The organism is Ochrobactrum sp. P6BSIII (genome assembly GCF_014138065.1).
Classification (GTDB): domain Bacteria; phylum Pseudomonadota; class Alphaproteobacteria; order Rhizobiales; family Rhizobiaceae; genus Brucella.
In genome coordinates this window covers 138,390-164,388 of record NZ_JACGXB010000001.1, presented here as the reverse complement: position 1 = coordinate 164,388, position 25,999 = coordinate 138,390, and the positions used below count along the sequence as shown (strand labels likewise).

Sequence of the window (25,999 nt, the reverse complement as noted above, 5' to 3'; positions counted from 1 at the left end):
CCCTATTCCCTTACTCCCCTAGTCAAGGGAATCGAAATGGCAAGCGTAACGCGCGAACAGGTTCTGGAGCGGCTGAAGACCGTGACGGGACCGGACTTCGAAAGCGATGTTGTGTCGCTCGGACTGGTATCGGATATCTTTATTGCCGACGGCAAAGTCTTCTTCTCCATCACGGTTCCAGCGGAACGCGCAGACGGGCTGGAACCCATGCGGGTTGCAGCGGAAAAGGCCGTGAAGGAAATACCCGGCGTTTCCGGTGCACTGGTCACGCTGACGGCGGAAAAGCGAGGCGGTCGCACCAGCGACGACGCTCCGCCGCCGCCAAAGCCGCAACCACGCCCTGCTGCCGCCGCACCTGCGCAACATCGTCATCCCTCGCCACCGCAACGTGCGGCGCAAAAGCCCGGCATTCCCGGTGTCGGCGCGATCATCGCTGTTGCATCCGGCAAGGGTGGCGTGGGCAAGTCCACCACAGCGGTCAATCTCGCGCTCGGTCTGCAGGCCAATGGCTTGAAGGTCGGCATTCTCGACGCCGATATTTATGGCCCGTCCATGCCGCGTCTTTTGGGCCTCACCGGTCGTCCGGAAACGATTGAAGGCCGCATCCTGAAGCCGATGGAAAATTACGGCCTCAAGGTCATGTCCATGGGCTTCATGGTCGATGAGGAAACGCCGATGATCTGGCGCGGGCCGATGGTCATGTCGGCGCTGACGCAGATGCTGCGCGAAGTGGCTTGGGGTGAGCTTGACGTCCTCGTCGTCGACATGCCTCCGGGCACCGGCGATGCGCAATTGACCATGGCGCAACAGGTGCCGCTGGCTGGTGCGGTCGTCGTCTCGACACCGCAGGATCTTGCGCTGATCGACGCACGCAAGGGCCTTTCGATGTTCCGCAAGGTGGATGTGCCGTTGCTCGGCATTGTCGAGAATATGAGCTACTTCATCGCGCCGGATACCGGCAAGCGTTACGATATTTTCGGTCATGGCGGCGCGCGCAAGGAGGCCGAGCGCCTCAATGTGCCGTTCCTCGGCGAAGTGCCGTTGCATATGGATATCCGCGCCCATTCGGATAATGGCACACCGGTCACGGTGGTCGAGCCGGATAGTGAGCACGCGAAAATCTACCTCGATATCGCCTCGAAGGTCTGGGAAAACATGAAGGGCGGCAACGGGGCTGGTCGGCCAGCTCCGGCGATTGTGTTCGATTAAGGGAGTAGGGGAGTAAGGCAGTAGGGGAATAAGTGAAAAGAGCGCTTGAACAAGGTTTCTGCCTTGCTAGCCTATTCCCCTATTCCCCTATTCCCCTATTCCCCTATTCCCCTATTCCCCTATTCCCCTATTCCCCTATTCCCCTATTCCCCTATTCCCCTATTCCCTAACTGATCAGGTGACCACCGACGGAGCGTCGCGTCCGCTGCGCTTCTTGACTTCGGCGATCTGTTCCGCAGCGTCGATCAGTGCGGCAAGTGTTTCCTGCGTATCGAGATTGTGCTTGGCGGTATCCGCTTCGTAGCGTTCGATATAGATGCGGATCGTTGCGCCCGACGTGCCCGTGCCGGACAGGCGAAGCACGACGCGCCCGCCATCGGGGAAATAGATGCGGATGCCCTGATGCTCGCTCACCGAATGGTCGACCGGATCATGATAGGCGAAGTCGTCGGCCTTCTCGATCTTCAAACCGTTGACCGTGGTGCCCGGCAGGCTCGAAAGCTTGCCGCGCAGGTCGGCCACCAGCTTGTTCGCGATATCCGAATCGACCGCTTCATAGTCGTGGCGGGTGTAATAATTGCGCCCGAAGCGCGCCCAATGTTCCTCGACAATGGCCTTCACGCTTTCCTTGCGCACGGCCAGAATGTTGAGCCAGAGCAGCACGGCCCACAGGCCGTCTTTCTCACGCACGTGATCGGAGCCCGTGCCGGAGCTTTCTTCGCCGCAGATCGTGACCTTGCCATTGTCCAGCAGATTGCCGAAGAATTTCCAGCCGGTCGGCGTTTCATACATGCCGATGCCGAGCTTTTCCGCGACACGGTCGGCGGCGGCGCTGGTGGGCATGGAACGCGCGATGCCCTTGATGCCACCCTTATATCCGGGTGCCAGATGCGCATTGGCGGCGAGCATGGCGAGCGAATCGGAAGGGGTGACGAAAATGCCGCGCCCGATGATCAGGTTACGGTCGCCGTCGCCATCGGAGGCTGCACCGAAATCTGGCGCGTCGTCTGACATCAGCAGATCGTAGAGATCTTTTGCATAGACGAGGTTCGGATCGGGGTGATGCCCGCCGAAATCCGGCAGCGGAACGAAATTGACGACGCTGCCATCCGGTGCACCGAGACGGCGCTCGAAAATTTCCTTGGCGTAAGGACCGGTCACGGCATGCATGGCGTCGAATTTGAGTCCAAAACCGCCCTTGATCATGGCGCGGATGGCGTCGAAATCGAACAGGCTTTCCATCAGCTCGGCATAGTCGGTCACCGGATCAAAAATGACGATCTCGGCGTCACCCAGTTTGGTACTGCCGAGTTTGTCGATATCGACATCGGCCACCTCGGCGATTTTGTACTGATCGATCACCTTGGAGCGTGCGAAGATCGCCTCGGTGATCTTTTCCGGTGCCGGGCCGCCATTGCCGATATTGTATTTGATGCCGAAATCTTCCTTCGGGCCGCCGGGATTATGGCTCGCCGACAGTATCATGCCGCCGAAAGCCTTGTATTTGCGGATCATGTTGGACGCGGCCGGTGTCGACAGAATGCCGCCCTGACCGACCATGATACGACCGAAGCCGTTGGCTACCGCGATCTTGATGAGCTTCTGGATCACTTCGCGATTGTAGAAGCGCCCGTCGCCGCCAACCACCAGCGTCTTGCCTTCAAACCCTTCCAGCACATCGAAAACCGACTGGATGAAGTTTTCGGCATAGTTGGGCTGCTGGAATACAGGAACCTTCTTGCGCAGGCCTGAGGTGCCCGGTTGCTGATCTTGAAAAGGCGTGGTCGCAATCGTCTTGACGGTCATATCTTTCCCGTTCGGTCCAATGGTTTCAAGCGGTTAACTTGTCGGCTTTTGTGCCCTTTGCAAGACAAGATAGATCAAACTTATTGATTGAAAATAACAAAGCGTGTGTTTGTGACGCGATGTGCTACAAATTTATCCGATGACCGACATGAACCACCATGGCCACGACGCCCGCGATGTCATGCGCCTGAAACGCGACGATGCCACGGGACTTGAAGCCGTTGCTGCGCGTTTCCACAGCCATGCCTATGACATGCATTTCCATGACGAATGGCTTGTCGGTGTAACACATGCGGGCGTGCAGGACTTTTTCTGTCGCGGCAAGCGGCGGCAGAGCACGCCGGGCCGGGTGATTCTCATCGAACCGGGCGAATGCCACGATGGGCAGGCGATTGAGGCGAACGGTTTCACCTACAATATGCTCTATATGCCGCAATCGCTGATCCGCGATGCGATGGGCGGCAATGACGCGCATATCGGTTTTCGCGAAACGCTGGCCGATGACCAGCAGTTGTTTCAAGCTATCGCACGTGCCTGCGAAGCAATCTTTCTGCAAGCGCCGCAGCTGATGGTCGAGGATTATCGCGATCAGGTTACGCAGCATCTGGCGCGGCATTTAGGGCAGGAGAGGCCGGAGACGGGTTCGGTGCCGCATCCCGTTGCCGCCCGTGCGATGGAGTATCTGCGTGCGCGCTTCGATGAAGAATTCGGGCTGGATGAACTGGCAAAAGCCGCAGGTGCTGCGGACCGGTTTCAGCTTTCACGCGGGTTTCGGCGTGAGTTTGGCACATCACCCCATGCCTATCTGGTGCAGTTGCGGCTTGCCGAAGCGCGCCGCCTGTTGCGAGAGAAAGTGCCGCCAGCGGAAGCCGCAGCGCTCAGCGGCTTTGCAGACCAGAGCCATATGGGGCGCTGGTTCCGGCGGGCTTATGGCATGACACCGGCAGCTTATAGGCGGGGACGCACAAACGTTCCAGAAATTGCAGCCGCGAAGAGATAGGTCTTCTCTCGAACAGAGGAAGAACCGATGATTTTCGATACCAAAGTAGCCATTCTTGTCCTGAACGATTTGCCTATCTGGCAGAAACTAAACGTGACCGCCTTTATCGCAACCGGCATATCCGGCGCGGTGCCTGATGCAATGGGTACGCCCTATGAGGATGCGTCGGGCCGACGCCATGCGCCGCTTCTGGGGCAGCCGATGCTGATTTTCGCCGCAACGCCGGAAATCCTGCAACGGGCATGGCAGCAATCGATCCAGCGCGATCTGGTGCGCGCGCCTTATGTGCGGGCCATGTTCGAGACCGGCCATGACGAAGCCAACCGCGCAGTGTTCAAGACAGAACCGGCAGATGCGCCCGATCTGGTCGGGCTGGCGCTTTATGGTCCGAAGAAGGATATCGACAAGGCCATCAAGGGCGCTAGCCTGCATCCTTGAACAATACGCTCTGGTCGAACAGATAGCGGTTAGAGAGCGGCAGGCTTGCGGCACCCATTGCCTTGGCGTGCACGCCCACCTTGCCCTCGATGATTTCTGGCGCACTGAGACCCTGAAGATCGAGACGGGAAAGTTCGGCCCGCGTTGCTTCGACAATGCGATGGCGAACGCCTTCCGGCAGCCATCCATCGATGATGGCCGCTGGAAAATCGATGATCGACGCCGCCGCCACCGCCGCATGGGCAAGCCCGCGTGCGGCAAGTGCAATCCATGCGTCCAGCGGCTCGCCGAAATTGTGCCAGCTTTCGGGCGATAGCCACAGATCGTCGGATGAAATATTCTGCTCCTGCAACAGTCGCTCCAGCACGAAAAGCGAGGCGGTATCGATCAGCTGCAATGTCGCGCGGCCGTCTTCGGCGCTGCGCATGCGCATCGGCATGGAACCAAGCGCACCGGCATTGCCCGTGCGGCCCGGATAGAGCGTATTGTTCAGCACCACGCCGCCGCCAATGAAGGAGCCGATGAAGAAATAGACGAAATCGGTGAATTCTGGTCCGCGCCCGAAGGTCAGTTCCGCGCCACAGGCCGCCGTGCCGTCATTCTGGAGAAACACGGGAAACGGAAAGACCGCACCGAAATCGTTGACGAGATCGGCATCAAGCCACGCATTCATGTCGGCGGCGGGCGCGCCCACTTCTTCAACCCAGTTCCACAGTTCAAAAGGCAACGCGATGCCGAGACCTGCAATGCGATCGCGCTTGTCCGGATCAAGTGCGGCGGTGAAAGCGGCAATGCTGTCAAAGGCGAAACGACGAATTTCGTCAGGCACCGGCCAGCGATAGGTGATGTGCCTGCGTTCGCGGATCGCGCCCAGAAAATCCATCAATATGATTTCCGCGCTGCGTCGTCCGATCTTGAGGCCGAAGGAGAAAACACCGTCGGCAGCAAGCCGCATCGGCATGGAAGGCTGGCCGACGCGCCCGCGCACGCGCTCGCCTTGGGTGATCAACCCGTCTTTTTCCAGAGCGCGAATGATGACGGAAACGGTCTGCGCCGAAAGACCGGTCAGGCGCGCAATGTCGGCCCGGGCCAGTGCGCCATGTCTGCGAACGAGCGCGAGAACCAGCCGCTCATTATAGGCGCGCACGCCGATCTGGTTGGAACCACGATTGATGTTCGCGCCCGGTTCGGCAAATTTCTGCATGGCAGGGCCGGGCGAACCTGCCGGTCCGTCCCTCGGCTCGGAAACGTCCTGTTCCGGATGATGCCTGACCATTTTCTCTCCCAAATCCCACGCTTGACACGACAGTTGCATTCTTCGTGATGCCGGTCTGCAACGAGCAATTTCCTGTGCTCCGGTGCTCACGTACTTCTAAGTACGCTCCGCTCCGGTGCTCGAAAATCACTCGTTTCGCCACGGCCTGACGAATTTGCAACTGTCGTGTTCGGGCACGGCGAGGTTCCTAACCCATTCATCGCAGGAGAAAAAGCCTTCTTCTTTGGGATATGAAATAAAAACAAAAGCTTATGCAGCAAGCTGCTCGCGCTTTTGAGTGCGGCCTCCAGCCTCCCATGGCTCTCTCCTCCGATGGTGAGAGTGACACAGCACATTAATAAATCAAGTGGATTTATTAATTGACTCTGTTTCAAAGCCGTGTTTTCCTCATGGCATGCCGGGGGAAAAGGACCGGTTTCACTCTGGGAGGAGTTCATGAAGAAGACAGTTCTGTCGGCGGCCTTTGCTGCCTTCACGCTTGGTGTTGCAGCGCTGCCTGCGCATGCCGCCGATGTTGGCGCGTGCCTGATTACCAAGACCGACACCAATCCCTTTTTCGTCAAGATGAAAGAAGGCGCTGTCGCCAAGGCCAAGGAACTTGGCGTCAACCTCAAGACCTATGCGGGCAAGATCGACGGCGATTCCGAAAGCCAGGTTGCAGCCGTTGAAACCTGCATCGCCGATGGCGCCAAGGGCATTCTCATCACGGCTTCTGACACCAAGGGCATCGTGCCGACGCTGCAAAAGGCGCGTGATGCTGGTCTTCTGATCATCGCGCTCGACACGCCTCTGGAACCGGCGGATGCGGCAGACGCGACTTTTGCGACCGACAATTTCATGGCCGGTGAGCTGGTCGGCAAATGGGCCGCATCAACGCTTGGCGACAAGGCAAAGGATGCGCGTGTCGCCTTCCTCAACCTGACAGCCTCGCAGCCCAGCGTCGACGTTCTGCGCGATCAGGGCTTCGATGTCGGCTTCGGCATTGACCCGAAGGACAAGAGCAAGCTTGGCGATGAGGACGATCCACGCATCGCCGGTCGCGATCTGACCGACGGCAATGAAGAAGGCGGTCGCCGCGCCATGGAAAACCTTCTCCAGAAAGATCCGACCATCAATGTCGTGCACACGATCAACGAACCTGCCGCTGCTGGCGCTTATGAAGCGTTGAAGGCAGTGGGGCGTGAAAAGGATGTACTGATTGTTTCCATCGATGGCGGCTGTCCCGGCGTGAAGAACGTTGCGGCTGGCGTGATCGGCGCAACCTCGCAGCAATATCCGTTGCAGATGGCGTCGCTTGGCATCGAGGCAATCAAGAAATTTGCCGATACTGGCGAAAAGCCGAAGCCGACCGAGGGCAAAACCTTCGTCGATACGGGCGTGACACTCGTCACTGACAAGCCCGTCGATGGCGTGCCGTCCATCGATACCAAGACGGCGCTCGGCAAGTGCTGGGGCTGATCCGTCGTTGAAATGCCGGTCCGGTGAGTCGTCAGATTTGCCGGATCGTTCTGCGGGCGAAAGCAGGAGACAATCATGAGTGAGCCACAGGCGGCATCCGCTGCACAAAAACCGTCGATGCAGGCATTTGAGACAACCCTGTCGCAAAGCGCAACCGACGTCGCCTCCTTCGATGCGGGCGATCGTTCGACCGTTTACCGCGTCCGCCAGTTTCTGCATCACAATCCGGCAGCCGTGCCGCTGATCGTGTTGGTCCTGTCGTTGGTGGTGTTCGGCGTCACATTGGGCGGCAAGTTCTTCTCCGCCTTTGCGCTCACGCTCATTCTCCAGCAGGTCGCCATCACAGGTATCGTGGCCGCAGCGCAAACGCTGGTCATCCTCACTGCCGGTATCGATCTTTCGGTCGGCGCGATCATGGTGCTGTCATCGGTGGTGATGGGCCAGTTCACTTTCCGCTATGGCCTGCCAGCCGAGCTTTCCATCGTGCTTGGCTTTGCGACCGGCGCGCTTTGCGGCTTCATCAACGGCTTTCTTGTCGCTTATGTCCGCCTGCCGCCCTTCATTGTCACGCTCGGCATGTGGCAGGTGATTCTGGCGACAAATTTCCTCTATTCGGCCAATGAAACCATCCGCGCGCAGGAGATCACCGCGCAAGCGCCGATCCTGCAATTTTTCGGCGAGAGCATTCGCGTCGGTGGTGCTGTGTTTACCTATGGCGTGATCGCCATGGTGCTTTTGGTGCTGTTGCTCTGGTATGTGCTGAACCACACCGCCTGGGGCCGCCATGTCTATGCCATCGGCGATGATCCGGAGGCCGCAAAGCTGTCCGGCGTTTCGGTCAAGCCGATCCTGATGTCGGTCTATGTTCTGGCCGGTATCATCTGCGCTCTGGCCGGGTGGGCAATGATCGGTCGCCTCGGTTCCGTGTCACCGACCGCAGGCCAGTTCGCCAATATCGAATCCATCACGGCTGTGGTGATCGGCGGTATCTCGCTCTTTGGCGGGCGCGGCTCGATCCTAGGCACCATGTTCGGCGCGCTGATTGTCGGCGTGTTCTCGCTCGGCCTGCGGCTTTGGGGCACCGATCCGCAATGGACCTATCTCCTGATTGGCGTTCTCATTATCGCCGCTGTCGCCATCGACCAATGGATCAGAAAGGCTGCCGCATGACAAACTCGGCTACACCTGTTCTCTCGGCAAAAGGTCTGGTCAAGCGTTATGGGCGCGTTACCGCGCTCGACCATGCCGATTTCGATCTCTATCCTGGCGAAATCCTCGCCGTTATCGGTGACAATGGTGCCGGCAAATCATCGCTCATCAAGGCGCTGTCCGGCGCGATCAAGCCCGACGAAGGCGAAATCCAGCTCGACGGCAAGCCGGTCAGCTTCCATTCGCCGATGGAAGCCCGGCATGCCGGAATTGAGACGGTTTATCAGAACCTCGCTCTGTCGCCTGCGCTTTCCATTGCCGACAATCTGTTTCTCGGGCGGGAAATCCGCCGCAAGGGACCTCTTGGCTCGGTGTTCCGTATGCTCGACCGAGGCGCGATGGAGAAGATCGCCCGCGACAAGCTGACGGAACTGGGTCTGATGACCATCCAGAACATTGGCCAGGCGGTGGAGACGCTGTCCGGCGGGCAGCGCCAGGGTGTTGCGGTGGCGCGTGCTGCCGCTTTCGGGTCCAAGGTCGTGATCATGGATGAGCCGACGGCAGCGCTCGGCGTCAAGGAATCGCGCCGCGTGCTGGAGCTGATTCAGGACGTCAAGGCGCGGGGCATGCCGATTGTGCTCATCTCGCATAACATGCCACATGTGTTCGAAGTGGCCGACCGCATCCATATTCACCGGCTCGGACGTCGCCTGACGGTGATCGACCCCAAGGAATATTCGATGTCTGACGCCGTGGCTCTGATGACGGGCGCGATGCGACCGAAGGCCGAGGCTGCATAGTTTTCTTGAGCGGGCCGCTCGAATCGCTGCATCTGTCAGCCCACCCATCGGCAAGGACAGAATACGGAAACCGGACATGATGCCTATCGACCGCGAAGCCCTGCCTTCAAAAATTCTTGCGCGGCTTGCCGAGGATGATGGCCGGTTGATCGTTGCGATTGCCGGCCCTCCGGGCGCAGGCAAGTCTACGATCTCTGAAGAGCTGCGCGCCGCCCTTAACAAGGGTGATGACGCACCGTCCATCGTCGTGCCGATGGACGGGTTTCACCTTGATGACGTGATTCTCGATCAGCGTGGTCTGCGCAGTCGCAAAGGATCGCCGCCGACTTTCGATTGCGCCGGGTTTGCGGCGCTGCTCGAACGGCTGAAACACGCGCGGGAAGAAGTGTTCATTCCGGTGTTCGACCGTTCGCTGGAGCTTTCCCGCGCGGCGGCCTCGGTGGTCGGCCCCGAGCATCGCGTGCTTCTGGTGGAAGGCAATTATCTGCTGCTCGACCAGCAACCATGGTCGAGACTGGCGCCGTTTTTCGACATGACGATCCGCCTTGATGTGCCTTTTCCGGTACTGGAACGGCGATTGATCGACCGCTGGCTCTCTTTCGGTTTCGACGAGGAGACGGCCCGCAATCGCGCACTTTCCAACGACATTCCCAATGCGCAACTCGTCGTGGGACAATCGCGCCTGGCGGATTTTGTCGTGGTCTCAGACGGGCGATAACGGGGAATTGCTGCTTTCAAGACTTGCGAGGACGCGCTTGCGTCTGCATGATGGGTGAAACTCGTCGTATTCTGCAATTTCCGATCGGAATAATCCCCAATGACCGATTATGTCTTCGCGCCGCGCCCGCAGCCTTTTCTGCCCGTGAAAGGAACAGACGCGCTTTTCCCCGTGCACCGCATCTATTGCGTCGGGCAGAATTATGCCGATCACGCCATCGAAATGGGCGGTGATCCGACCCGCAATCCTCCGTTCTTCTTCCAGAAGAACCCGGATAGTCTGGTCATCAATGGCGGTGATTTTCCCTATCCGCCCAAGACCGAGGATGTGCATCACGAGATCGAGCTGGTGATTGCGCTGAAGACCGGCGGTATCGATATTCCGGTCGAGAAGGCGCTGGATCACGTTTACGGCTATGCGGTCGGCATCGACATGACGCGGCGCGACCTGCAAGCGGTCGCTAAAAAGGCCGGTCGTCCGTGGGAAGTCGCCAAAGCTTTCGAGCATTCCGCACCATGCTCGGCCATTGCGCCAGTATCGGATGTAGGCCACCCGCAGTCGGCGTCGATTTCGCTTTCGATCAATGGTGAGACGCGCCAGTCCGGCGATCTCAATCAGATGATCTGGAAAGTGGCCGAAACGATTTCCTATCTTTCGTCGCTCTTTGAGCTGCAACCAGGCGATCTTATATTCACAGGCACGCCCGCAGGCGTCGGCCCCGTGCAGCGCGGCGACCGTCTCGTGGGCAAGGTGGATGGTGTCGGCAGTGTGTCCGTAACGGTTGCCTGATTTTATTAAGCGCATCCCGAAAAGTGTGAAACGGTTTTCGGATAAGATGCGCGATAAAGCAAAGGACAGAGCGCATCCCGAAAAGTGGGAACCGGTTTTCGGATAAGATGCGCGTTCTATCAAACAGTTAGAGCGCCGATCCAATCAGATCGAAACGCGCTCTAAGCGGAGGAGACAGAATGAGCACCTATCTTCCCGATGATGTGCATGATGCTTTGGAGCGCGTCATCGCTGAGAAGCATCCGGGTCTGAACCTGACAGAGGCCATAACGCTGATTTTGCGCAAATGGCTGGTCCATGAAGGCTATCTGCCGTCGGCGCCTGAACATGGCACGCCGCCGGAAGAACTGAATGCGACCAATGATGATTAGCGCGTCCGAAACAACGCCGAAGCACCAGAGCCGGGGCGACAAGTGACGATGGCAAAGCATTCAAAGCAGGGGGCGGGCCGCAAGGCGGCGCTCGGCAAACGCCTTTTGATTCTCACGATTCTGGCTATTTTGCTGGTCATCGCGCTTATCTGGATGAGCATTTATCTCTTCGATCCAAACGGTGGGTTGGACTTCGACGATCTTGGGATTTTTGCCTTGGATTTCAACGTTATAGATACGATGCTGCCACGCATTCTTTGAGCGCGTTAATCCTTTTGTTACCATTTGAAATATTCATTTTGGCGCGACCCCGACGTTTAGAGCTTCCGCTTTTCGTCTTTTGCGTGGTACAGAACTGTCATCGACCGAAAGAATATTGACTGCAACGGGCTTCCTGGAGGCCGTTAAGCCAAGAGGATCTGGATGGCATTCGAGGACATCAAGGCGGAAATTGCGCTGCTGTTTGAGCAAATGGTGAATCAGCCGCAGGACGCCCATGAAATCCGCGAAACAGTTCGCGAAAAGCTGAATGCGCTCCGTGCGAACGGTTTGCCGCTGCCTGACGATCTGGTCGAGCTTGAAAAACGCATCGAAAAAGATTTCGATTCCTGAGAACGGGTCCAGCTATGCGTTTCGCGCTTTTTTCTTCTGCATCCGCTTCCCTTGCACGCAAGGGTGTCCTGCTTTTGGGCTGCGCCGTGGCGCTGAGCGCCTGCAATACCACCAATGATGGCAAGCCGGTCAAAACGGCTCTAATTTCCCCAGCTGATACCGCACCGCAGACGAGTGCAGCGGGTGCCGCTGTCGGCGCTGCCGCGCCGCAGGCTGTTGCTGTGGCGGGTGCGCCTGCCGCCGCGACCGCAGCTGCGGTTCCGGGGGCTGCCACCGTTCCGACCGCTGGTGCCGCCGTTGGCACGACTGCAACGGCTATGGCTGCTGGTCCGGCTGCAACGGGCGGTGCTGCCGCTATTGCCGCTGCCACAACAACGGACGGCACTGCCGTTCCCGGCGTGCCAGCAGCGGGTGCCGAAGCTGTTGCTTCCGCCGAACCTGCTCTGCCAGCCGTCGTTCCCATTCCGGGCGAACGCGGCGTTTCGCAGCCGATGATGGCCTATGCGGGCGCACGTGCTGCCGCTTCGCCTGCTTCGGTCGCCGCCAACATGGCTTTCGAGACGCCGGAGCACGCGCCGAAAGATCTCGATGCGCTGATTGCCAAATATTCCGTCGCTTATGATGTGCCTGAGCGTCTGGTGCGCCGGGTTGTGCATCGCGAAAGCCGCTTCAATCCCGGTGCGCGCAATGGACCCTATTGGGGTCTGATGCAGATCAGCCATCCGACGGCACGCGGCATGGGCTATAAGGGCGCACCGAAGGGCTTGCTCGATGCCGAAACCAACCTGAAGTATGCCGTTCGCTATCTGTCGGGCGCGTATAAGGTTGCTGGCGGCAATGAAAGCCAGGCCGTGCGTTACTATGCACGCGGCTATTATTACGACGCCAAGCGTCAGGGTATGCTGGAAGAAACCGGCATGGATGGCGGTTTCCGTAACGGTCCGACACGCGATGCCGCGGCTTCTATCGAGCCGGTTGCCCTGCCAAGCGGTTCTTCGGCACCGCTGCCGGGTGTTGCGCCGATCCAGGCTTCTTACGCGCCTGCCGCGCAGTAAGCTTCTACCGGCGGCGGTTGGTCGCCGGTTTAAATCTCGACATCGATTGACGCATTTGCCCAAAAGTCGGAATCGATTTTTGGAAAACACGATGCGTTTAACTGTCATCTTGACGCTGCAGAGCAATGGCAGTTTGCTGTCTGAAGATCGGACAGGGCGAAGATTATGAAACTGCCAGATACAATCAAATGGCATTACGACCGGGCGGAGCTCTGGGCGGATGGCGTCATCCATGTGCTGGGCGTGGCGCTGGCCTTTGCCGGTGCAATCGCCATGCTGATCTATTTCCTGCCCAACAGTTCTGCGTCGACATCGATTTCTTCCAGCGTCTATCTGGCGTGCCTTCTGGGCGCACTCGGTATTTCGGCGGTCTATAATATCTGGCCGGTCTCGCCGACCAAATGGTTCCTGCGCCGTTTCGATCATTCGGCCATCTATCTGCTGATTGCCGGAACCTACACGCCTTTCGCGATGCATATGGGCGACCGTGCTGTGCCGCTGCTGCTTTTCGTGTGGGGCGTGGCTTTCGTCGGCATCATGCTGAAGCTTTTCCTGCCCGGTCGTTTCGACCGGCTGTCGATCCTGCTTTATCTGGCGCTCGGATGGAGCGGCATCATGGTTTACGACACGATTGTGCAATCGTTGCCGCCGACCGTGTTCTGGCTGATTGCCGCGGGCGGCATCGTTTATTCGCTGGGCGTGATCTTTCACGTCTGGCAACGGCTGCGTTTCCAGAACGCCATCTGGCATGGCTTTGTCGTGGTTGGGGCGATGCTGCATTATTGTGCGGTGTTCTTCGTCGGCGCGTGGAACTGAAACTCTCAATGGAAGTCTCGCGACTTCGGCATGATCCGCACATTTCTGGGGTGATGCGCCATTTGTGACGGCGCGACGAGGCGTTGCGCATCGCGCCCGCTGAGATCCAGCAGGGCACCGGAGCGATCCTCGATCTTGGCCGCCACCACATGCACCACGCCTTCCGGGCTGCGCTGGATGCGGCCTTCGATGCGGACGAGACGCGCGCCCATCACCTCGCGGCGAAATGCCTTCATGATCTTCGGCCAGACGACGATATTGGCTATGCCGGTTTCGTCTTCGATGGTGAGAAACACAACGCCCTTCGCGCTGCCGGGGCGCTGACGCACGGTCACGATGCCTGCCACCTTCATCCGGCCACCATTGGCGCCTTCCTGCACTGCGCGACAGGTGGAAACACCTTCCGCTGCCAGCCCCTCGCGTAAATATTGCAGCGGATGCCCTTTCAGCGAAAGCCGGGTCGTCTCGTAATCGGCAATGACATGTTCCGCCGCGGCCATTTCAGGCAGCTTGGTGCGCGGTTCTTCCGCAAGTTCGCTTGTGGATGCAGCCCGAAACAGCGGCAAGGTTTCATCATTGGGCAGGCGGCGCACGGCCCAAAGTGCTGCGCGGCGGTCGATATCGAGCGAGCCGAAAGCATCGGCATCGGCGAGCGCGGTGAAGGCCCGCCGGTCGAGACGCAGGCGGCGATGCATATCCTCAATGGTGCGATAAGGCTCATGCCGGTCGGCAAGCAGCAGATCAGTGTCTCGCTCGGAAAAGCCGTCGATCTGGCGGAAGCCCAGCCGCACAGCTGGTTGCGGGCCGGGGATGTCTTCGAGAAAATTATCCCATTGGCTGAAATTCACATCGACGGGCAGGACTGTCACGCCATGGTCACGCGCATCGCGCACGATCTGCGCCGGGGCATAAAAGCCCATCGGCTGCGAGTTGAGCAGGGCGGCGGCAAAGACTTCCGGGTGATGATGCTTGATCCACGCGGAAATATAGACCAGATGCGCAAAGCTTGCCGCATGGCTTTCCGGAAAACCATATTCACCGAAGCCCTTGATCTGGTTGAAGCAGTTCTCGGCGAAGGTCCGGTCGTAGCCGCGCTTCACCATGCCGTCGATCATCTTTTCCTGCATGGTGTGGATGGTGCCCATCTTGCGGAACGTCGCCATGGCACGCCTCAGCTGGTTGGCTTCGTCGGGCGTGAACTTTGCCGCCTCAATGGCAATGCGCATGGCCTGTTCCTGAAACAGCGGCACGCCTTTGGTCTTGTCCAGTATCTGCCGCAGCTCGTCCGGTGGGCCATGTTCCGGGGCAGGCGACGGCAAGGTGTTGGGCTCCTGTCCGTTTCTTCGTCTCAGATAGGGATGCACCATATTGCCCTGAATAGGGCCGGGACGTACAATGGCGACCTGGATGACGAGATCGTAGAACTCCTGCGGTTTCAGACGCGGCAGCATGTTCATCTGGGCGCGGCTTTCCACCTGAAATACGCCGAGCGAATCCCCCCTGCAGAGCATGTCATAGACGGCCTTGTCTTTGCGCGGCAGATTGGCGAGGGTCTGCTTTTCGCCGCCATAAAGATGCGGCTTATGCTGGTGAATGAGGTCGAAAGCCTTGCGGATGCAGGTGAGCATGCCGAGTGACAGCACATCCACTTTCATCAGCCCTACTTCATCGATGTCATCCTTGTCCCATTCGATGAAATAACGGTCTTCCATAGCTGCCGGGCCGATGGGAACAGTCTCGTCCAGACGGTCACGTGTGAGCACAAAGCCCCCCACATGCTGCGACAGATGACGCGGAAAGCCGATCAGCTCTATGGCCAGTTCCACAGCGCGCCGAATGACCGGATTGTCCGGGTCGAGGCCTGCCTGACGAATATGTTCTTTGTCGATGCCACCGCCAGATATGCCCCAGACCGTATTGGCAAGCGCCGCCGTCACATCTTCGGTCAGTCCCAGCGCCTTGCCGACATCACGGATCGCACTGCGGGAACGATAGCTGATGACGGTCGCAACAATTGCCGCGCGGTCGGTGGTGTAGCGATTATAGACATATTGCATCACCTCCTCGCGCCGTTCATGCTCGAAATCGACGTCAATATCCGGCGGTTCCTTGCGCTCGGCGGAGATGAAACGCTCGAACAGGAGATCGACTTCGGTCGGGTCCACACCGGTCACGCCGAGGCAAAAGCAGACGACGGAATTCGCCGCCGAGCCGCGCCCCTGACACAAAATCTTTTGTGACTTGGCAAAGCTGACAATGTCATAGACGGTCAGGAAATAGGCCGCATAGTGCAGCTTTTCGATCAGCGCCAGTTCCTTGTGGATCAGTCCCTTTACCTTTTCCGGAATGGTATCTGCGCCGTAATGTCGGGCAGCGCCTTCCCAGGCAAGGTCATGCAAATGCTGTTGCGGCGTCTTTCCCGGCGGCACGGGCTCGTCGGGATAGTCATATTTCAACTCATCGAGCTGGAAGGTGATGGGCGCGATGAAATCGGCGGTCGCGGCGATGGCCTGTGCGTAGGCGCGGAAAAGCCGTACCATTTCCCGCGCAGGCTTCAGATGGCGCTCGGCGTTTTTCTCCAGCAGCCGTCCGGCGGCAAAAACCGTGCTGTGATGGCGGGTTGCCGTCAGCACATCCTGAAGCGCACGGCGGTCGGGGTGGTGATAGAGCACATCATTGGTGGCGAGAAGCGGCACGCCCGCGTCTGCTGCAAAACGGGCGATGCGCTCGGCCCGGCGGCCGTCATGCCCTTGATGCGGCATGGCGAGCGCCAGCCAGACACAGCCTTGCGCCGCCGTCGCGATTTCCGACAGGCGCGTCGGAAAGTCAGGATCGTCGTCTTCCGGGGGCATGACGGCGATCTGAAACTGTCTGGCACGAAACAACAGGTCAGCCCAGAGCAGATGGCATTCGCCCTTGATGGCGGCGCGCCTTTTACCTTCGGTCAGAAGGCGACACAATTGCCCATAGGCAGGCCGGTCTCGTGGATAGACGACCATATCCGGCGTGCCATCGATGAAAGACAGGCGGCAGCCGATGAAAAGCCGGAAGTCGCTTTTGTCGCGAAAATCCTTCCAAGCGGCATGCGCCCGCACCACACCGGCCAGCGTGTTGCGATCGGCAATGCCGATGCCGGACAGACCAAGTTCGTGCGCGCGCAATACCAGTTCCTGCGGATGCGATGCGCCGCACAGGAAGGAGAAATTGCTGGCGACAGCCATTTCATAATAAACGGGGTTTTGGCCGATATGGGTCATCAGGCAAACAACCCATGCAGAAACCAGCGTGGATGATTGGCGCCGTCATAAAGCCCTTCGCGGAAAATCCAGAAGCGCTGGCCGTTCTCATCTTCCACCCGGTAATAATCGCGCAGCTCCGGCACGTCATGGCCGATGGAAAGCCACCATTCCGGTTCGATCCGCTCTGGCCCCTCGGCAAGGCGAATATGATGGCGAACCCGCCGCCACAGGAAGAACGAGGGCGGACTGTCAGGCACTTCCGCCACGCTTTCGATGGGCTGCGGCGGCCGAAACAGTTTTATGGGACGCGCTGGCGGATCGCCCGCCAGAACCGGACCGCTTTCATAGTCGGTCTCGTTTGCGCGGCTGCCATGCAGGGCAGGGCGCAGGCCAAAAGCGCGCTCCGGCATATGCGTATCGCGCGCGAAAGGCACCAGCACGCGTTCCGGCCCCAGACGCGCCGAGAGCCGGTCAATGAGTTGGCTGAAACCGGCATCGTCTTCCTCATGCTGGTCCAGCCCGGTCTGGCGTTGGGCGACCGCGGCACTGCGCAAGGCGGCAAGCCTGATCATGTCGAAACCAAAACCGGCATCCAGCGGATCGGTAAGGGCATTGAGCCTTTCGCGCGCAAGGCGCAGAAAAACCCTGTCGTCGCGCAGAGGTTGACCGGTTTCGATATGGATATGGCGTATCGCGCCATCGACCCGGAAGAAGGTCGCTTCGATCAAAAGCGCGCCTTTGCCTTCCGTCTCAAGCCGGGCGAACAACTCCAGCGCCAGTTCCTGCAAGATGCGCTCCACCAGTTCCATGGCGGTCACAGGCTCGGACAGGCGACGTTCAGTCGTTGCGAGCGGCACCATGCGCAGCGGCGAGATGGGCGCGCGCTCCTGCCGTGTCAGACGACCGAGACGGGTGGCGAGATCGGGGCCGAAGCGGGCGGTGAGTGCGGCACGCGGCAGCGCCATCACATCGCCGATCCGTTTCAGGCCCGCACGCTTGAGGCCGGTTTCAGCGGCAGCGGCCAGTTCAAGTGCGGAAAGCGGCAGGCGCGGCAACACGGCGTCGGCTTGCGCCTTGTTGAAGACGCCGCCTCTCGTGCCACGGGCGAGAAGCCGTGCAGCAAAGCTGTTATCGGCAATGGCCGCCTGTATGTGCAGACCGGCGCGCTCGATGCGCCGGATCACATCGGCATGCATGGCGGCCAATCCGCCGAACAGATGCGCGCAGCCGGTAATGTCCAGCATCAGTCCGTGCGGCGGATCGAAGGCAACGAGCGGCGTATAGCGTTCGCACCAATGGGCCATTCCTGTGAGCAGGGCGGCATCGCGCTCCGGCTCGGCATTGGCTACATCCAGCCTTTCCACGCGCGCCCGCGCATCGGTCAGCGCCATGCCGGGATAAAGCCCGAGCTTGGCGGCCTTGACGTCGATGGCCGTCAGCCGCAGCGCATTGGCGGTGCGCTCGGTAATGACAAGCGGCAGCGCGTCGGATGCTTGCCCGGAGGATGCATCAGATCGCCCGGCGCGGTGCAATCTGTCCGTCGGCAGGAACGGAAACCACAGCGCCATGAACGCCATGGAGGACGCCATGGATGCCGACGCTACCGCTTCCTTCCCGTTCTCTGATGCCGAATTCAAGGGTTTCATTGTTCCATTCCATGATCCACTGGCCGCATGTGCCATGACGGTTGCGCTCCAGAACGGCTAGAAAGGCCGGTTTCCCGGGCGCATTGGCTCCGCTGGAGCGCGAGGGAGCAGGGGCCACACGCCATCGGCTGACGGCAGCGCTTTGCACGCCGGTGCGATGGCTTCGAAGCAGGATGACCGGCAGTTGCGCGGTCTCCGCTGCCAGCAGCAGGCGGCGTGAGGCCGTCAGGTCGAGGCATTTCGGCTGGCCGGTTATCGAGGCAACGATGCCGGAAACGAGATGCGAAGCCTTGCCGCCGGTTCCTGCTTCCAGCACATCATTGGCGGCCTTCAGCACATCCTGTGCATTCGGACAGCGCACGATCAGCAGCCGGTGCGGATCGATGCCGAAAGCATGCAGTCCCGGCGGGTAGAGCCCGCCATATTCGCTTGTCGCCGTTTCCTCCTCGATCCAGACGATTGGTCGCTGCTTCTGTGTGGCTCGCAATGCCATGGCGAGCGCAAAGCCCGTTGCCGCCATATGCGCACCAGGATTTTCCGCGAAAACCTCATGCAAGGCATCGCCAGCAAGCCCATGCGGAAAGGCGGTGTCCGCCGCCGCAAGGCCAAGCGCGAAGCTGTTTGCGCGCCCGAAACCGGCACCTGTATCGCCAGCAAAGTTTCCTTGCGGATCGTTGCCTTCAATGGCGGTAACCATGCGCCGCAACGTCGCGATGTCGATGCCGCTCACGTCGAAATTCCTGTAATCTGTCTGTGTTTGATTGCGCGGTTCCGGAGGCAAGCCTGCCTGCCGGTTTTGCCAAAGTCGCTTTCGTTCTCTATTTGTTCCAGTATTGAATCGACTCTGAAAAGAGTCAAGCAGGGAAACGTCCGATCCCTGTCGGCGCGTCGGATTCTTCATAGAAAAGAAAATTCAGGGCAAAGAAAAACGCCCTCCGATGAGGGAGGGCGTTTCATATTTTCAATATTGGGTCTGCTTATTTGCGATCACGCGCGGCGAGCGTGCGCAGGCGCAGCGCGTTGAGCTTGATGAAGCCCGCTGCATCCTTCTGGTCGTAAGCGCCCTGATCGTCTTCGAAGGTCACGAGCTTGTCGGAATAAAGCGACTTGTCCGACTCACGGCCGATCACCATCACATTGCCCTTGTAGAGCTTGAGGGTGACTTCGCCTTCGACGTTCTTCTGGCTGAGATCGATTGCGGCCTGCAGCATTTCGCGCTCCGGCGAGAACCAGAAACCGTAATAGATCAGCTCCGCATAACGCGGCATCAGCTCGTCCTTGAGGTGAGCAGCACCACGGTCAAGCGTGATCGATTCGATGGCGCGGTGAGCTGCCAGCAGGATCGTGCCGCCCGGTGTTTCGTAGACGCCGCGCGACTTCATGCCGACGAAGCGGTTTTCCACGAGGTCGAGACGACCGATGCCGTTGTCGCGGCCATATTCATTGAGCTTGGCAAGAAGCGTCGCAGGCGAAAGACGCTGGCCGTTGATCGAAACGGCATCGCCCTTTTCAAAGCCGATCTTGATGATCGTTGCCTTGTCGGGCGCTGCTTCCGGCGAAATGGTGCGCATATGCACATATTCTGGAGCTTCCAGTGCCGGATCTTCCAGAACCTTGCCCTCGGACGAGGAGTGCAGCAGGTTGGCGTCGACGGAGAACGGCGCTTCGCCCTTCTTGTCCTTGGCAACCGGAATCTGGTGCTGTTCGGCGAATTCGAGCAGATGCGTGCGGCTCTTGAAAGTCCAGTCGCGCCATGGAGCGATGATCTTGATGTCCGGGTTCAGCGCATAAGCGGAAAGCTCGAAGCGAACCTGATCGTTGCCCTTGCCGGTCGCGCCATGCGCAATGGCATCGGCGCCGGTCTTCTTGGCAATCTCGATGAGGTGCTTGGAAATCAGCGGACGGGCAATCGACGTGCCGAGCAGATAAACGCCTTCATAGACGGCATTGGCGCGGAACATCGGGAAAACGAAATCGCGCACGAATTCTTCGCGCACATCCTCAATGAAGATTTCCTTGATGCCCAGCATTTCCGCTTTCTTGCGTGCCGGTTCAAGTTCTTCGCCCTGGCCCAGATCGGCGGTGAAAGTCACAACTTCCGCGCCGAGTTCCGTCTGAAGCCATTTCAGGATGATCGAGGTGTCGAGACCGCCCGAATAGGCGAGTACGACCTTCTTAACGTCTTTCCACTTGCTCATAGTCAACTTCCGATACGATGGATGCCCCATTGTCCGCTCGGGAAGAGCATCCGCAGGGCTTGGGAATTGGATGTTGCTGTCCTTTTATCAGTTGCTAAGCCACGTGCAAGCAGGATGGCTGCGACTTATCGAAAAGACCAGAGAATCCAGTAGCGGCGAGATTTGATTCGCGTTAGAGCATTTCCAGCAAAAGTGCGAAGCGGCTTTGCGTCGGATAATGCTCAAAACAAACCAAATAGAGCGGTTCCGACGATTCTGTCAGAACAGAAACCGCTCTATTTTGCCGCGAATTTTCGGAGCTACGCGCATGCCATTCCTGACAAACCTGACCTTCATTCCCGAATGGACCATTTTCGTCCAGTTCGCGATTGCAACCGCCATTCTTTCCATCACACCTGGCCCGGATATGACGCTGTTTGTCGGGCGCGCCTTGTCTGAAGGCAAGGCGGCCGGTTTTGCCTGCATGGCAGGCGCAAATACCGGCATCGTCATCCATACGACGATGGTGGCGCTGGGGCTTTCGGCGCTGATTATCGCGTCTCCGGCTGCTTTCACTGTGCTGAAGGTGGTGGGGGCGGGCTATCTCGTCTGGCTCGCCGTGCAGGCAATCCGCAAGGGCTCGGCGTTCTCGCCGGAAAAGAACGGCGGTAAAAAGCACACACTGGTTCAGAACTGGGCGACCGGGCTTGGCATTAATCTGCTCAACCCGAAGATCATTCTGTTCAACATGACCTTTCTGCCGCAGTTCGTCTCCGTTACTGACCCGCATGCGATGGGCAAACTGTTTTTCCTCGGCCTGTCTTTCATTCCGCTGGCGCTGCCCTTTACCGTGCCAATGGTCGTCGCAGCCGACAGGTTTGCGGGCCTTCTGAAGAAGAACCCGACTGTGACGCGCATTGTGGATTGGTTGTTTGCCGGCGTGTTTTCAGCTTTCGCGCTGAAAATCATCACCGCGCAGGCGAAATAAGCTTTATGCCTTGATTATCCTGCCGGGCGGTCGGAAAGCCGTCCGGCATTGCGGCCTGCAATCAGCCAATATATGAAGCCGCCTACAATGCCTGCACCGACGAAGGCGGCAATCCAGAGCGGCATTTCCGGCCAGTCGTCCGATCCGCGAAACGGAATGGCGGTTCCCGCGGTTCCAAGACCGATCACCGCCCCTACCACACAATAAAACACCGACGAGCGATAGCCGCGCGCTTCGGCGAGCAGAATGACGATAGCGGCAGGCAGAAAACTGATGCCGCCCGCCAGCATAGCTACAACGATACCGCCGACGAAAACGCTGCTCCAGAAACTGGTCGTCGCCCAAAGGGTGGCGGCTTCCATATTGCTGGCCCCGGCCATCATGGCGAAATCGTCCATCAGCGCATCGACGCCGATGCTGCGAAACAGGATGGCAGCCAGAAACCAGCCGGTTGCCAGAAGGCCGCAGCAATAGCCAAAGAGAATAACGACGAAGCGCATTATGTAGTCGAAAGTATCGTTCACGTGCGCTCGCTTGTTCCGTTTATTCGCCGTGTCCGGCGATCATCATGGCTTCCAACGCAAGGCGTTCGCTCTTGCGCATGCGTTCGGATTCCGACTTCAACTGGCCGCAGGCAGCAAGAATATCGCGACCGCGTGGGGTACGGATCGGCGAGGCATAACCGGCAGCGTTGACGTAATCGGCAAAACGTTCGATCTGCTCCCAGTCCGAGCACTGGTAGTTGGTGCCGGGCCACGGGTTGAACGGAATGAGATTGATCTTGGCCGGAATACCCTGCAACAGCTTCACCAGAAGCTTTGCATCCTCAAGGCTGTCATTGATGTCCTTCAGCATCACATATTCGAATGTGATGCGCTTGGCATTCGACAGGCCGGGATATTCGCGGCAGGCCTTGACCAGCTGTTCCAGCGGATATTTCTTGTTGATCGGCACGAGAATGTCGCGCAACTCGTCGCGCACGGCGTGCAGGGAAATGGCGAGCATAACCCCGATCTCATCACCGGTACGATAGATTTCCGGCACGACGCCGGAGGTCGAAAGCGTGATGCGACGCTTGGAAAGCGACAGGCCGTCGCCATCAGAGGCGATGATCAGGGCCTTCTTCACTTCCTCGAAATTATAGAGCGGCTCGCCCATGCCCATCATCACGATGTTGGTGATCTTGCGGCCTTCGGCAGGCACCATGGCGCCGTCGGGCGTATCCTTGTCCGGGAAGTCGCCGAGCCGGTCGCGGGCAGTCAGAAGCTGCGCCAGAATTTCTTCCGAGGTCAGATTGCGCACCAGCTTCTGCGTGCCGGTATGGCAAAACGAGCAGGTGAGGGTGCAGCCGACCTGGCTGGAAACGCACAGCGTGCCGCGGCCTTCTTCGGGGATATAGACGCTTTCGATCTCGACCGGGCGACCTGCGCCGCGCGGCGGAAAGCGGAACAGCCACTTGCGGGTGCCGTCCTGAGAAATCTGTTCTTCGACCACTTCCGGGCGCGCAATGGTGAAATGCTGCGCCAGCATGGCGCGCAGGTCCTTGGAAATATTGCGCATGTCGGCAAAATCGGAAACGCCGCGCACATAAAGCCAGTGCCAGAGCTGGCTGATGCGCATCTTCACCTGACGTTCCGGCACACCGGCCTTGATGAGCGCTTCGGCCATCTCCTCGCGCGACATGCCGATGAGCGACGGCTTTGCTTCCAGATTGGCGCGCACATGGCGGGCAAGCTGGTCGCGCGTATCATCAATGGTAAGGTCGAACGAAATAGACATCTGTTTTCAACTGTTAAGGGGCGACCGCGATGACGCGCGCCGATCAATTCGGGCCCGATTGCCCTGATTGCAAGGAGTATATGGGCTCTGCCATCTGCATATGCGAGCCTTGTTCCGCGCGCTCTTAGCATAGAATAAGGCGTCCGTCATCCCGTTCGATAATCCCGGCAGTCATGCAAGATTGGCGGAACTGACACAAAAGAAAAAAGCCGGAGCAAAGGCTCCGGCTCTGAAAAAACAGTCCGTATTCGACGAAAAGTCGCTTACTTGCAGTTCTGGATCGCGGCGAGAGCTGCCGAAACACCCTTCAGCGAATAGGTGTAATTGGTCTTGGTGCCGCGCTTCGACTGCGCCTCGACCTTGAGATCCTGACCGGACTTCATGGCTGCTATGAGCTTCGGCTCTTCAGCGGCATTTTCCATCCAGCCCGACTTGCCGTTCACGAACATGGTGAAACGGTTGCTGCCGACGCTGACGGTAACCTTGGCATTGGGGTTCAGGTCATAACCCGCCATGAACTGCGGCTCGAACGAGATGTTCTGGCCCGGCTTCTGGCTGATCAGGAAGAAATTGTCGCCGTGGTCGACCGAGGCCGGAGCCTTCACAGTCGGAACGGAGAGGACATAGCAAACCTTGCCGTTGCCCGCCTTGTAGCTATAGGCGCCCCAGGCGTCGAACTGTTTAATCTGGGTCGGTGTCTGGGCGAGGGCCGAGCCCGCCATTGCAATCGTAAACACCGAAGCCGCGACGATCGATTTTCCAAGCATGGTCTTTTACCGGTTCTCTTTCGTTTGCTTCAAACTCGAATATCGGGATGCCGCCGTTCTACACGCCGCCCCGCTCAGTTGCCGATTAAAGTGCCTTAATCTGGGTTACCAAACGGTGAAGTTTTGAAAGAAAACTTGAACGAGCAAGGGCTGATCGCCACCCCAGGCTCCACATCAATGCAAAGAAAGCGGCTGGAATATGACAGGAGGGGAGTAGGGCAGTAGGGGAATAAGGGAATAGGGGATAAAGGGAGAAGTTGCGGCTTCACAATTAAGTGTCTGGTCCGAAAGTCGCCATTCGCGCTGCAAATGACGACCAATGCGCTCTGGCTCACCACCAGCTTTAAGGGCTTGTACGCGTTCAGGATTGTGAGAACTTACTCCCTTACTCCCTTACTCCCTTACTCCCTTACTCCCTTACTCCCTTACTCCCTTACTCCCTTACTCCCTTACTCCCTTACTCCCTTACTCCCTCAGCCTCTTCCAGCGCCTGACGCGCCGCCAACCGGTGCGCAGGCGTAATATGCGTGCGCACAGCGGTAAGGGCTGCCATCAGCACGGCGACATCGTCAGTAAAGCCGATGCCGACCAGCATGTCGGGGATGATGTCGAAGGGCAGCACGAAATAGGCAAGCGCCGCCATCAGTGTCATGCGCACGCGTGTCGGTGTTTTCTGGTCGAGGGCGCAATAATAGGCGGCCACCACTTCATCCATGAAGGGCACCATCCGACCGGCGCGGCGCACGGCCTTCCAGAAACCTTGCTTCACCCGTTCGCTGCGTTTCTTGAAATCGCTTTCGCTGCCGGGTTCAAGGATTTCACCAATTTTGACGCTATCCATCGTCGAGCAAACTCCTGTCAGTCAGATCGCGGCGTATGAGGGGCCGAAAATGACATGATCGAAAATGGGGGGTATCGCCAGGGTTTTCAAGTTTTTGCTCGTTCAGGGCAGGGAGCATCCTGCAAGAACCATCAGCTACAACGGCTATCCCAAATCACCGGATTATAGGTCTGGCCAGCCCAAGGTCAGTTTTGGGTCTGGGTCAGCTTCTTGACCTGATTGAATGGAGACTGTTCATGCATCTTACCGGCTATGGCGAGAACTTTGTCCGTGCTGACCGGACAAGTCAGTTCTATCGCGGAAACCAGCTCGCATCGGCGCAGGATTTAAGCGACCACATCACTGTCGATGTGAAAGACAATGTTTGCTACGATGCAACGGCCTATATGCGCTTTCTTCTGGGGGCAGGCATTTCCGAGCATACCTTGCGCGGAACCTCCGGGCAGAACTGGATTCCGCTGCTGAACTTCCGCGCCGGAGAGCAGTGGAACGGCTATTCCGCCATCACCTATGGCCGCGCCATCGGGTTCTACGATGTCAGGGCCGGGCATATTTTCCACTCGGCTATTGCTGTCGGCGATGTCTTTATCCGAAGCATCAATGGTGGCGCGCTTGGCCAGAATTGGGGCGATCGCATCGATCTGACCAAAGCGCTGCCCTATTCATGCCGGAACCGCGACGGCAGCTTCAATTACCAGAAGAAGACTATCATGGTTTATATTTCAAAGGTTTAGGCGATTATCATCAGGGTCAGGCTATCGCGTTCATCTTGCGTGCCATTTTGATGTCCAGCTCGGTTACGCCATTTTCGCTGTGGGTCGCAAGCGTGACATCAACGCGGTTATAGACATTGAACCATTCGGGATGATGGTCGAGTTTTTCGGCATAAAGTGCTGCCCGTGTCATGAAGCCGAAGGCGGCGTTGAAGTCCTTGAACTTGAAGCTTTTGGTGATCGCCTCGCGATCATCCACCTTCTGCCAACCTTCCAGTTCGGTCAGCGCCTGTTTCAGTTCGTCTGCAGTCAGCCGGTTGCGTGCCATCGTCTTTCGCCTATGTTGCGGTTC

General features: G+C 58.6%; 26 protein-coding genes. 15 read left to right on the top strand and 11 right to left on the bottom strand.

Annotated elements, in window-relative coordinates:
* The first annotated feature begins 36 nt into the window (after nucleotides 1-36).
* On the top strand, nucleotides 37-1,209 hold the full coding sequence (gene apbC / locus FHW00_RS00710) for an iron-sulfur cluster carrier protein ApbC (RefSeq protein ID WP_078337807.1): 1,173 nt from the start codon (nucleotides 37-39) through the stop codon (nucleotides 1,207-1,209).
* Nucleotides 1,210-1,383: 174 nt separating this feature from the next.
* On the opposite strand, the gene FHW00_RS00705 is transcribed toward apbC, so the two are convergent.
* Nucleotides 1,384-3,015: an alpha-D-glucose phosphate-specific phosphoglucomutase gene (locus tag FHW00_RS00705; protein ID WP_078339943.1), complete on the bottom strand. Its 1,632-nt coding sequence runs from the start codon at nucleotides 3,013-3,015 to the stop codon at nucleotides 1,384-1,386.
* Between the two features lie 139 nt (nucleotides 3,016-3,154).
* On the opposite strand from FHW00_RS00705, the gene FHW00_RS00700 reads away from it, so the two are divergent.
* Together FHW00_RS00700 and FHW00_RS00695 are read left to right on the top strand one after the other, a co-directional pair.
* Nucleotides 3,155-4,015 carry an AraC family transcriptional regulator gene (locus tag FHW00_RS00700; protein ID WP_078339968.1) on the top strand — a complete coding sequence of 287 codons (861 nt, stop codon included), beginning with the start codon at nucleotides 3,155-3,157 and terminating at the stop codon, nucleotides 4,013-4,015.
* A gap of 27 nt (nucleotides 4,016-4,042) precedes the next feature.
* Nucleotides 4,043-4,453, top strand: coding sequence for a DUF2000 domain-containing protein (locus tag FHW00_RS00695; RefSeq protein WP_078339944.1), 411 nt, complete (start codon nucleotides 4,043-4,045; stop codon nucleotides 4,451-4,453).
* On the opposite strand, the gene FHW00_RS00690 is transcribed toward FHW00_RS00695, so the two are convergent.
* Nucleotides 4,437-5,729, bottom strand: a complete 1,293-nt coding sequence (locus tag FHW00_RS00690; RefSeq protein WP_078339945.1) for an ROK family transcriptional regulator — start codon at nucleotides 5,727-5,729, stop codon at nucleotides 4,437-4,439. The two genes, FHW00_RS00695 and FHW00_RS00690, sit on opposite strands and share 17 nt — an antisense overlap.
* Before the next feature lie 435 nt (nucleotides 5,730-6,164).
* Between FHW00_RS00690 and FHW00_RS00685 the strand changes: the two genes are divergently transcribed.
* From FHW00_RS00685 to trhA, 10 genes are all read left to right on the top strand, one after another.
* A complete protein-coding gene (locus FHW00_RS00685) occupies nucleotides 6,165-7,187 on the top strand; it encodes a sugar ABC transporter substrate-binding protein (RefSeq protein ID WP_078339946.1) in 1,023 nt (340 codons plus the stop codon).
* 75 nt (nucleotides 7,188-7,262) lie between these two features.
* Nucleotides 7,263-8,357 (top strand): ABC transporter permease, encoded by a 1,095-nt coding sequence (locus FHW00_RS00680; protein ID WP_078339947.1) that lies wholly within the window; start codon nucleotides 7,263-7,265, stop codon nucleotides 8,355-8,357.
* The gene (locus tag FHW00_RS00675; protein ID WP_078339948.1) at nucleotides 8,354-9,136 is read left to right on the top strand and encodes an ATP-binding cassette domain-containing protein; all 783 of its coding nucleotides are present in this window, start codon (nucleotides 8,354-8,356) and stop codon (nucleotides 9,134-9,136) included. Before FHW00_RS00680 ends, FHW00_RS00675 begins: the two co-directional genes overlap by 4 nt.
* A gap of 76 nt (nucleotides 9,137-9,212) precedes the next feature.
* Nucleotides 9,213-9,854 (top strand): nucleoside/nucleotide kinase family protein, encoded by a 642-nt coding sequence (locus FHW00_RS00670; protein WP_078339949.1) that lies wholly within the window; start codon nucleotides 9,213-9,215, stop codon nucleotides 9,852-9,854.
* 99 nt (nucleotides 9,855-9,953) lie between these two features.
* Nucleotides 9,954-10,643 carry a fumarylacetoacetate hydrolase family protein gene (locus tag FHW00_RS00665; protein WP_078339950.1) on the top strand — a complete coding sequence of 230 codons (690 nt, stop codon included), beginning with the start codon at nucleotides 9,954-9,956 and terminating at the stop codon, nucleotides 10,641-10,643.
* 179 nt (nucleotides 10,644-10,822) lie between these two features.
* Nucleotides 10,823-11,014 (top strand): hypothetical protein, encoded by a 192-nt coding sequence (locus tag FHW00_RS00660; protein WP_078339951.1) that lies wholly within the window; start codon nucleotides 10,823-10,825, stop codon nucleotides 11,012-11,014.
* 48 nt (nucleotides 11,015-11,062) lie between these two features.
* On the top strand, nucleotides 11,063-11,275 hold the full coding sequence (locus tag FHW00_RS00655; RefSeq protein ID WP_078339952.1) for a hypothetical protein: 213 nt from the start codon (nucleotides 11,063-11,065) through the stop codon (nucleotides 11,273-11,275).
* Nucleotides 11,276-11,437: 162 nt separating this feature from the next.
* Nucleotides 11,438-11,626 carry a hypothetical protein gene (locus FHW00_RS00650; RefSeq protein WP_078339953.1) on the top strand — a complete coding sequence of 63 codons (189 nt, stop codon included), beginning with the start codon at nucleotides 11,438-11,440 and terminating at the stop codon, nucleotides 11,624-11,626.
* 68 nt (nucleotides 11,627-11,694) lie between these two features.
* The gene (locus tag FHW00_RS00645; RefSeq protein ID WP_445558196.1) at nucleotides 11,695-12,681 is read left to right on the top strand and encodes a transglycosylase SLT domain-containing protein; all 987 of its coding nucleotides are present in this window, start codon (nucleotides 11,695-11,697) and stop codon (nucleotides 12,679-12,681) included.
* Between the two features lie 165 nt (nucleotides 12,682-12,846).
* Nucleotides 12,847-13,497, top strand: coding sequence for a PAQR family membrane homeostasis protein TrhA (gene trhA / locus FHW00_RS00640; protein ID WP_078341290.1), 651 nt, complete (start codon nucleotides 12,847-12,849; stop codon nucleotides 13,495-13,497).
* A 5-nt stretch (nucleotides 13,498-13,502) separates the two neighbouring features.
* Here the strand turns inward: trhA and FHW00_RS00635 are convergent, their stop codons facing one another.
* The 4 genes from FHW00_RS00635 to FHW00_RS00620 all read right to left on the bottom strand — a co-directional run bounded on the left by FHW00_RS00635 (nucleotide 13,503) and on the right by FHW00_RS00620 (nucleotide 20,580).
* Nucleotides 13,503-16,754 carry an error-prone DNA polymerase gene (locus FHW00_RS00635; RefSeq protein WP_078341291.1) on the bottom strand — a complete coding sequence of 1,084 codons (3,252 nt, stop codon included), beginning with the start codon at nucleotides 16,752-16,754 and terminating at the stop codon, nucleotides 13,503-13,505.
* Nucleotides 16,754-18,205 (bottom strand): Y-family DNA polymerase, encoded by a 1,452-nt coding sequence (locus FHW00_RS00630; protein WP_078341298.1) that lies wholly within the window; start codon nucleotides 18,203-18,205, stop codon nucleotides 16,754-16,756. The genes FHW00_RS00635 and FHW00_RS00630 overlap by 1 nt, the downstream gene beginning before the upstream one ends.
* Nucleotides 18,206-18,245: 40 nt before the next feature.
* Entirely contained in the window at nucleotides 18,246-19,112 is an 867-nt protein-coding gene (locus FHW00_RS00625; protein WP_078341297.1) for an ImuA family protein, read from the bottom strand.
* A 247-nt stretch (nucleotides 19,113-19,359) separates the two neighbouring features.
* Nucleotides 19,360-20,580: an argininosuccinate synthase gene (locus FHW00_RS00620; RefSeq protein WP_078341292.1), complete on the bottom strand. Its 1,221-nt coding sequence runs from the start codon at nucleotides 20,578-20,580 to the stop codon at nucleotides 19,360-19,362.
* 307 nt (nucleotides 20,581-20,887) lie between these two features.
* On the opposite strand from FHW00_RS00620, the gene FHW00_RS00615 reads away from it, so the two are divergent.
* Nucleotides 20,888-21,547 carry a LysE family translocator gene (locus tag FHW00_RS00615; RefSeq protein ID WP_078341293.1) on the top strand — a complete coding sequence of 220 codons (660 nt, stop codon included), beginning with the start codon at nucleotides 20,888-20,890 and terminating at the stop codon, nucleotides 21,545-21,547.
* A 14-nt stretch (nucleotides 21,548-21,561) separates the two neighbouring features.
* Here FHW00_RS00615 and FHW00_RS00610 read toward each other — a convergent pair whose 3' ends face one another.
* From FHW00_RS00610 to FHW00_RS00595, 4 genes are all read right to left on the bottom strand, one after another.
* On the bottom strand, nucleotides 21,562-22,071 hold the full coding sequence (locus FHW00_RS00610; protein ID WP_078341294.1) for a hypothetical protein: 510 nt from the start codon (nucleotides 22,069-22,071) through the stop codon (nucleotides 21,562-21,564).
* A gap of 19 nt (nucleotides 22,072-22,090) precedes the next feature.
* Entirely contained in the window at nucleotides 22,091-23,326 is a 1,236-nt protein-coding gene (gene rlmN, locus FHW00_RS00605; RefSeq protein ID WP_078341295.1) for a 23S rRNA (adenine(2503)-C(2))-methyltransferase RlmN, read from the bottom strand.
* Between the two features lie 263 nt (nucleotides 23,327-23,589).
* Nucleotides 23,590-24,093, bottom strand: coding sequence for an invasion associated locus B family protein (locus FHW00_RS00600; RefSeq protein WP_113533733.1), 504 nt, complete (start codon nucleotides 24,091-24,093; stop codon nucleotides 23,590-23,592).
* Nucleotides 24,094-24,550: 457 nt separating this feature from the next.
* The gene (locus FHW00_RS00595) at nucleotides 24,551-24,934 is read right to left on the bottom strand and encodes a YkvA family protein (RefSeq protein WP_078339700.1); all 384 of its coding nucleotides are present in this window, start codon (nucleotides 24,932-24,934) and stop codon (nucleotides 24,551-24,553) included.
* A gap of 236 nt (nucleotides 24,935-25,170) precedes the next feature.
* Between FHW00_RS00595 and FHW00_RS00590 the strand changes: the two genes are divergently transcribed.
* Nucleotides 25,171-25,668: a hypothetical protein gene (locus FHW00_RS00590; RefSeq protein ID WP_078339699.1), complete on the top strand. Its 498-nt coding sequence runs from the start codon at nucleotides 25,171-25,173 to the stop codon at nucleotides 25,666-25,668.
* Nucleotides 25,669-25,684: 16 nt separating this feature from the next.
* Here FHW00_RS00590 and FHW00_RS00585 read toward each other — a convergent pair whose 3' ends face one another.
* Nucleotides 25,685-25,975, bottom strand: coding sequence for a 4a-hydroxytetrahydrobiopterin dehydratase (locus FHW00_RS00585; protein ID WP_078339698.1), 291 nt, complete (start codon nucleotides 25,973-25,975; stop codon nucleotides 25,685-25,687).
* Between the last annotated feature and the right edge of the window lie 24 nt (nucleotides 25,976-25,999).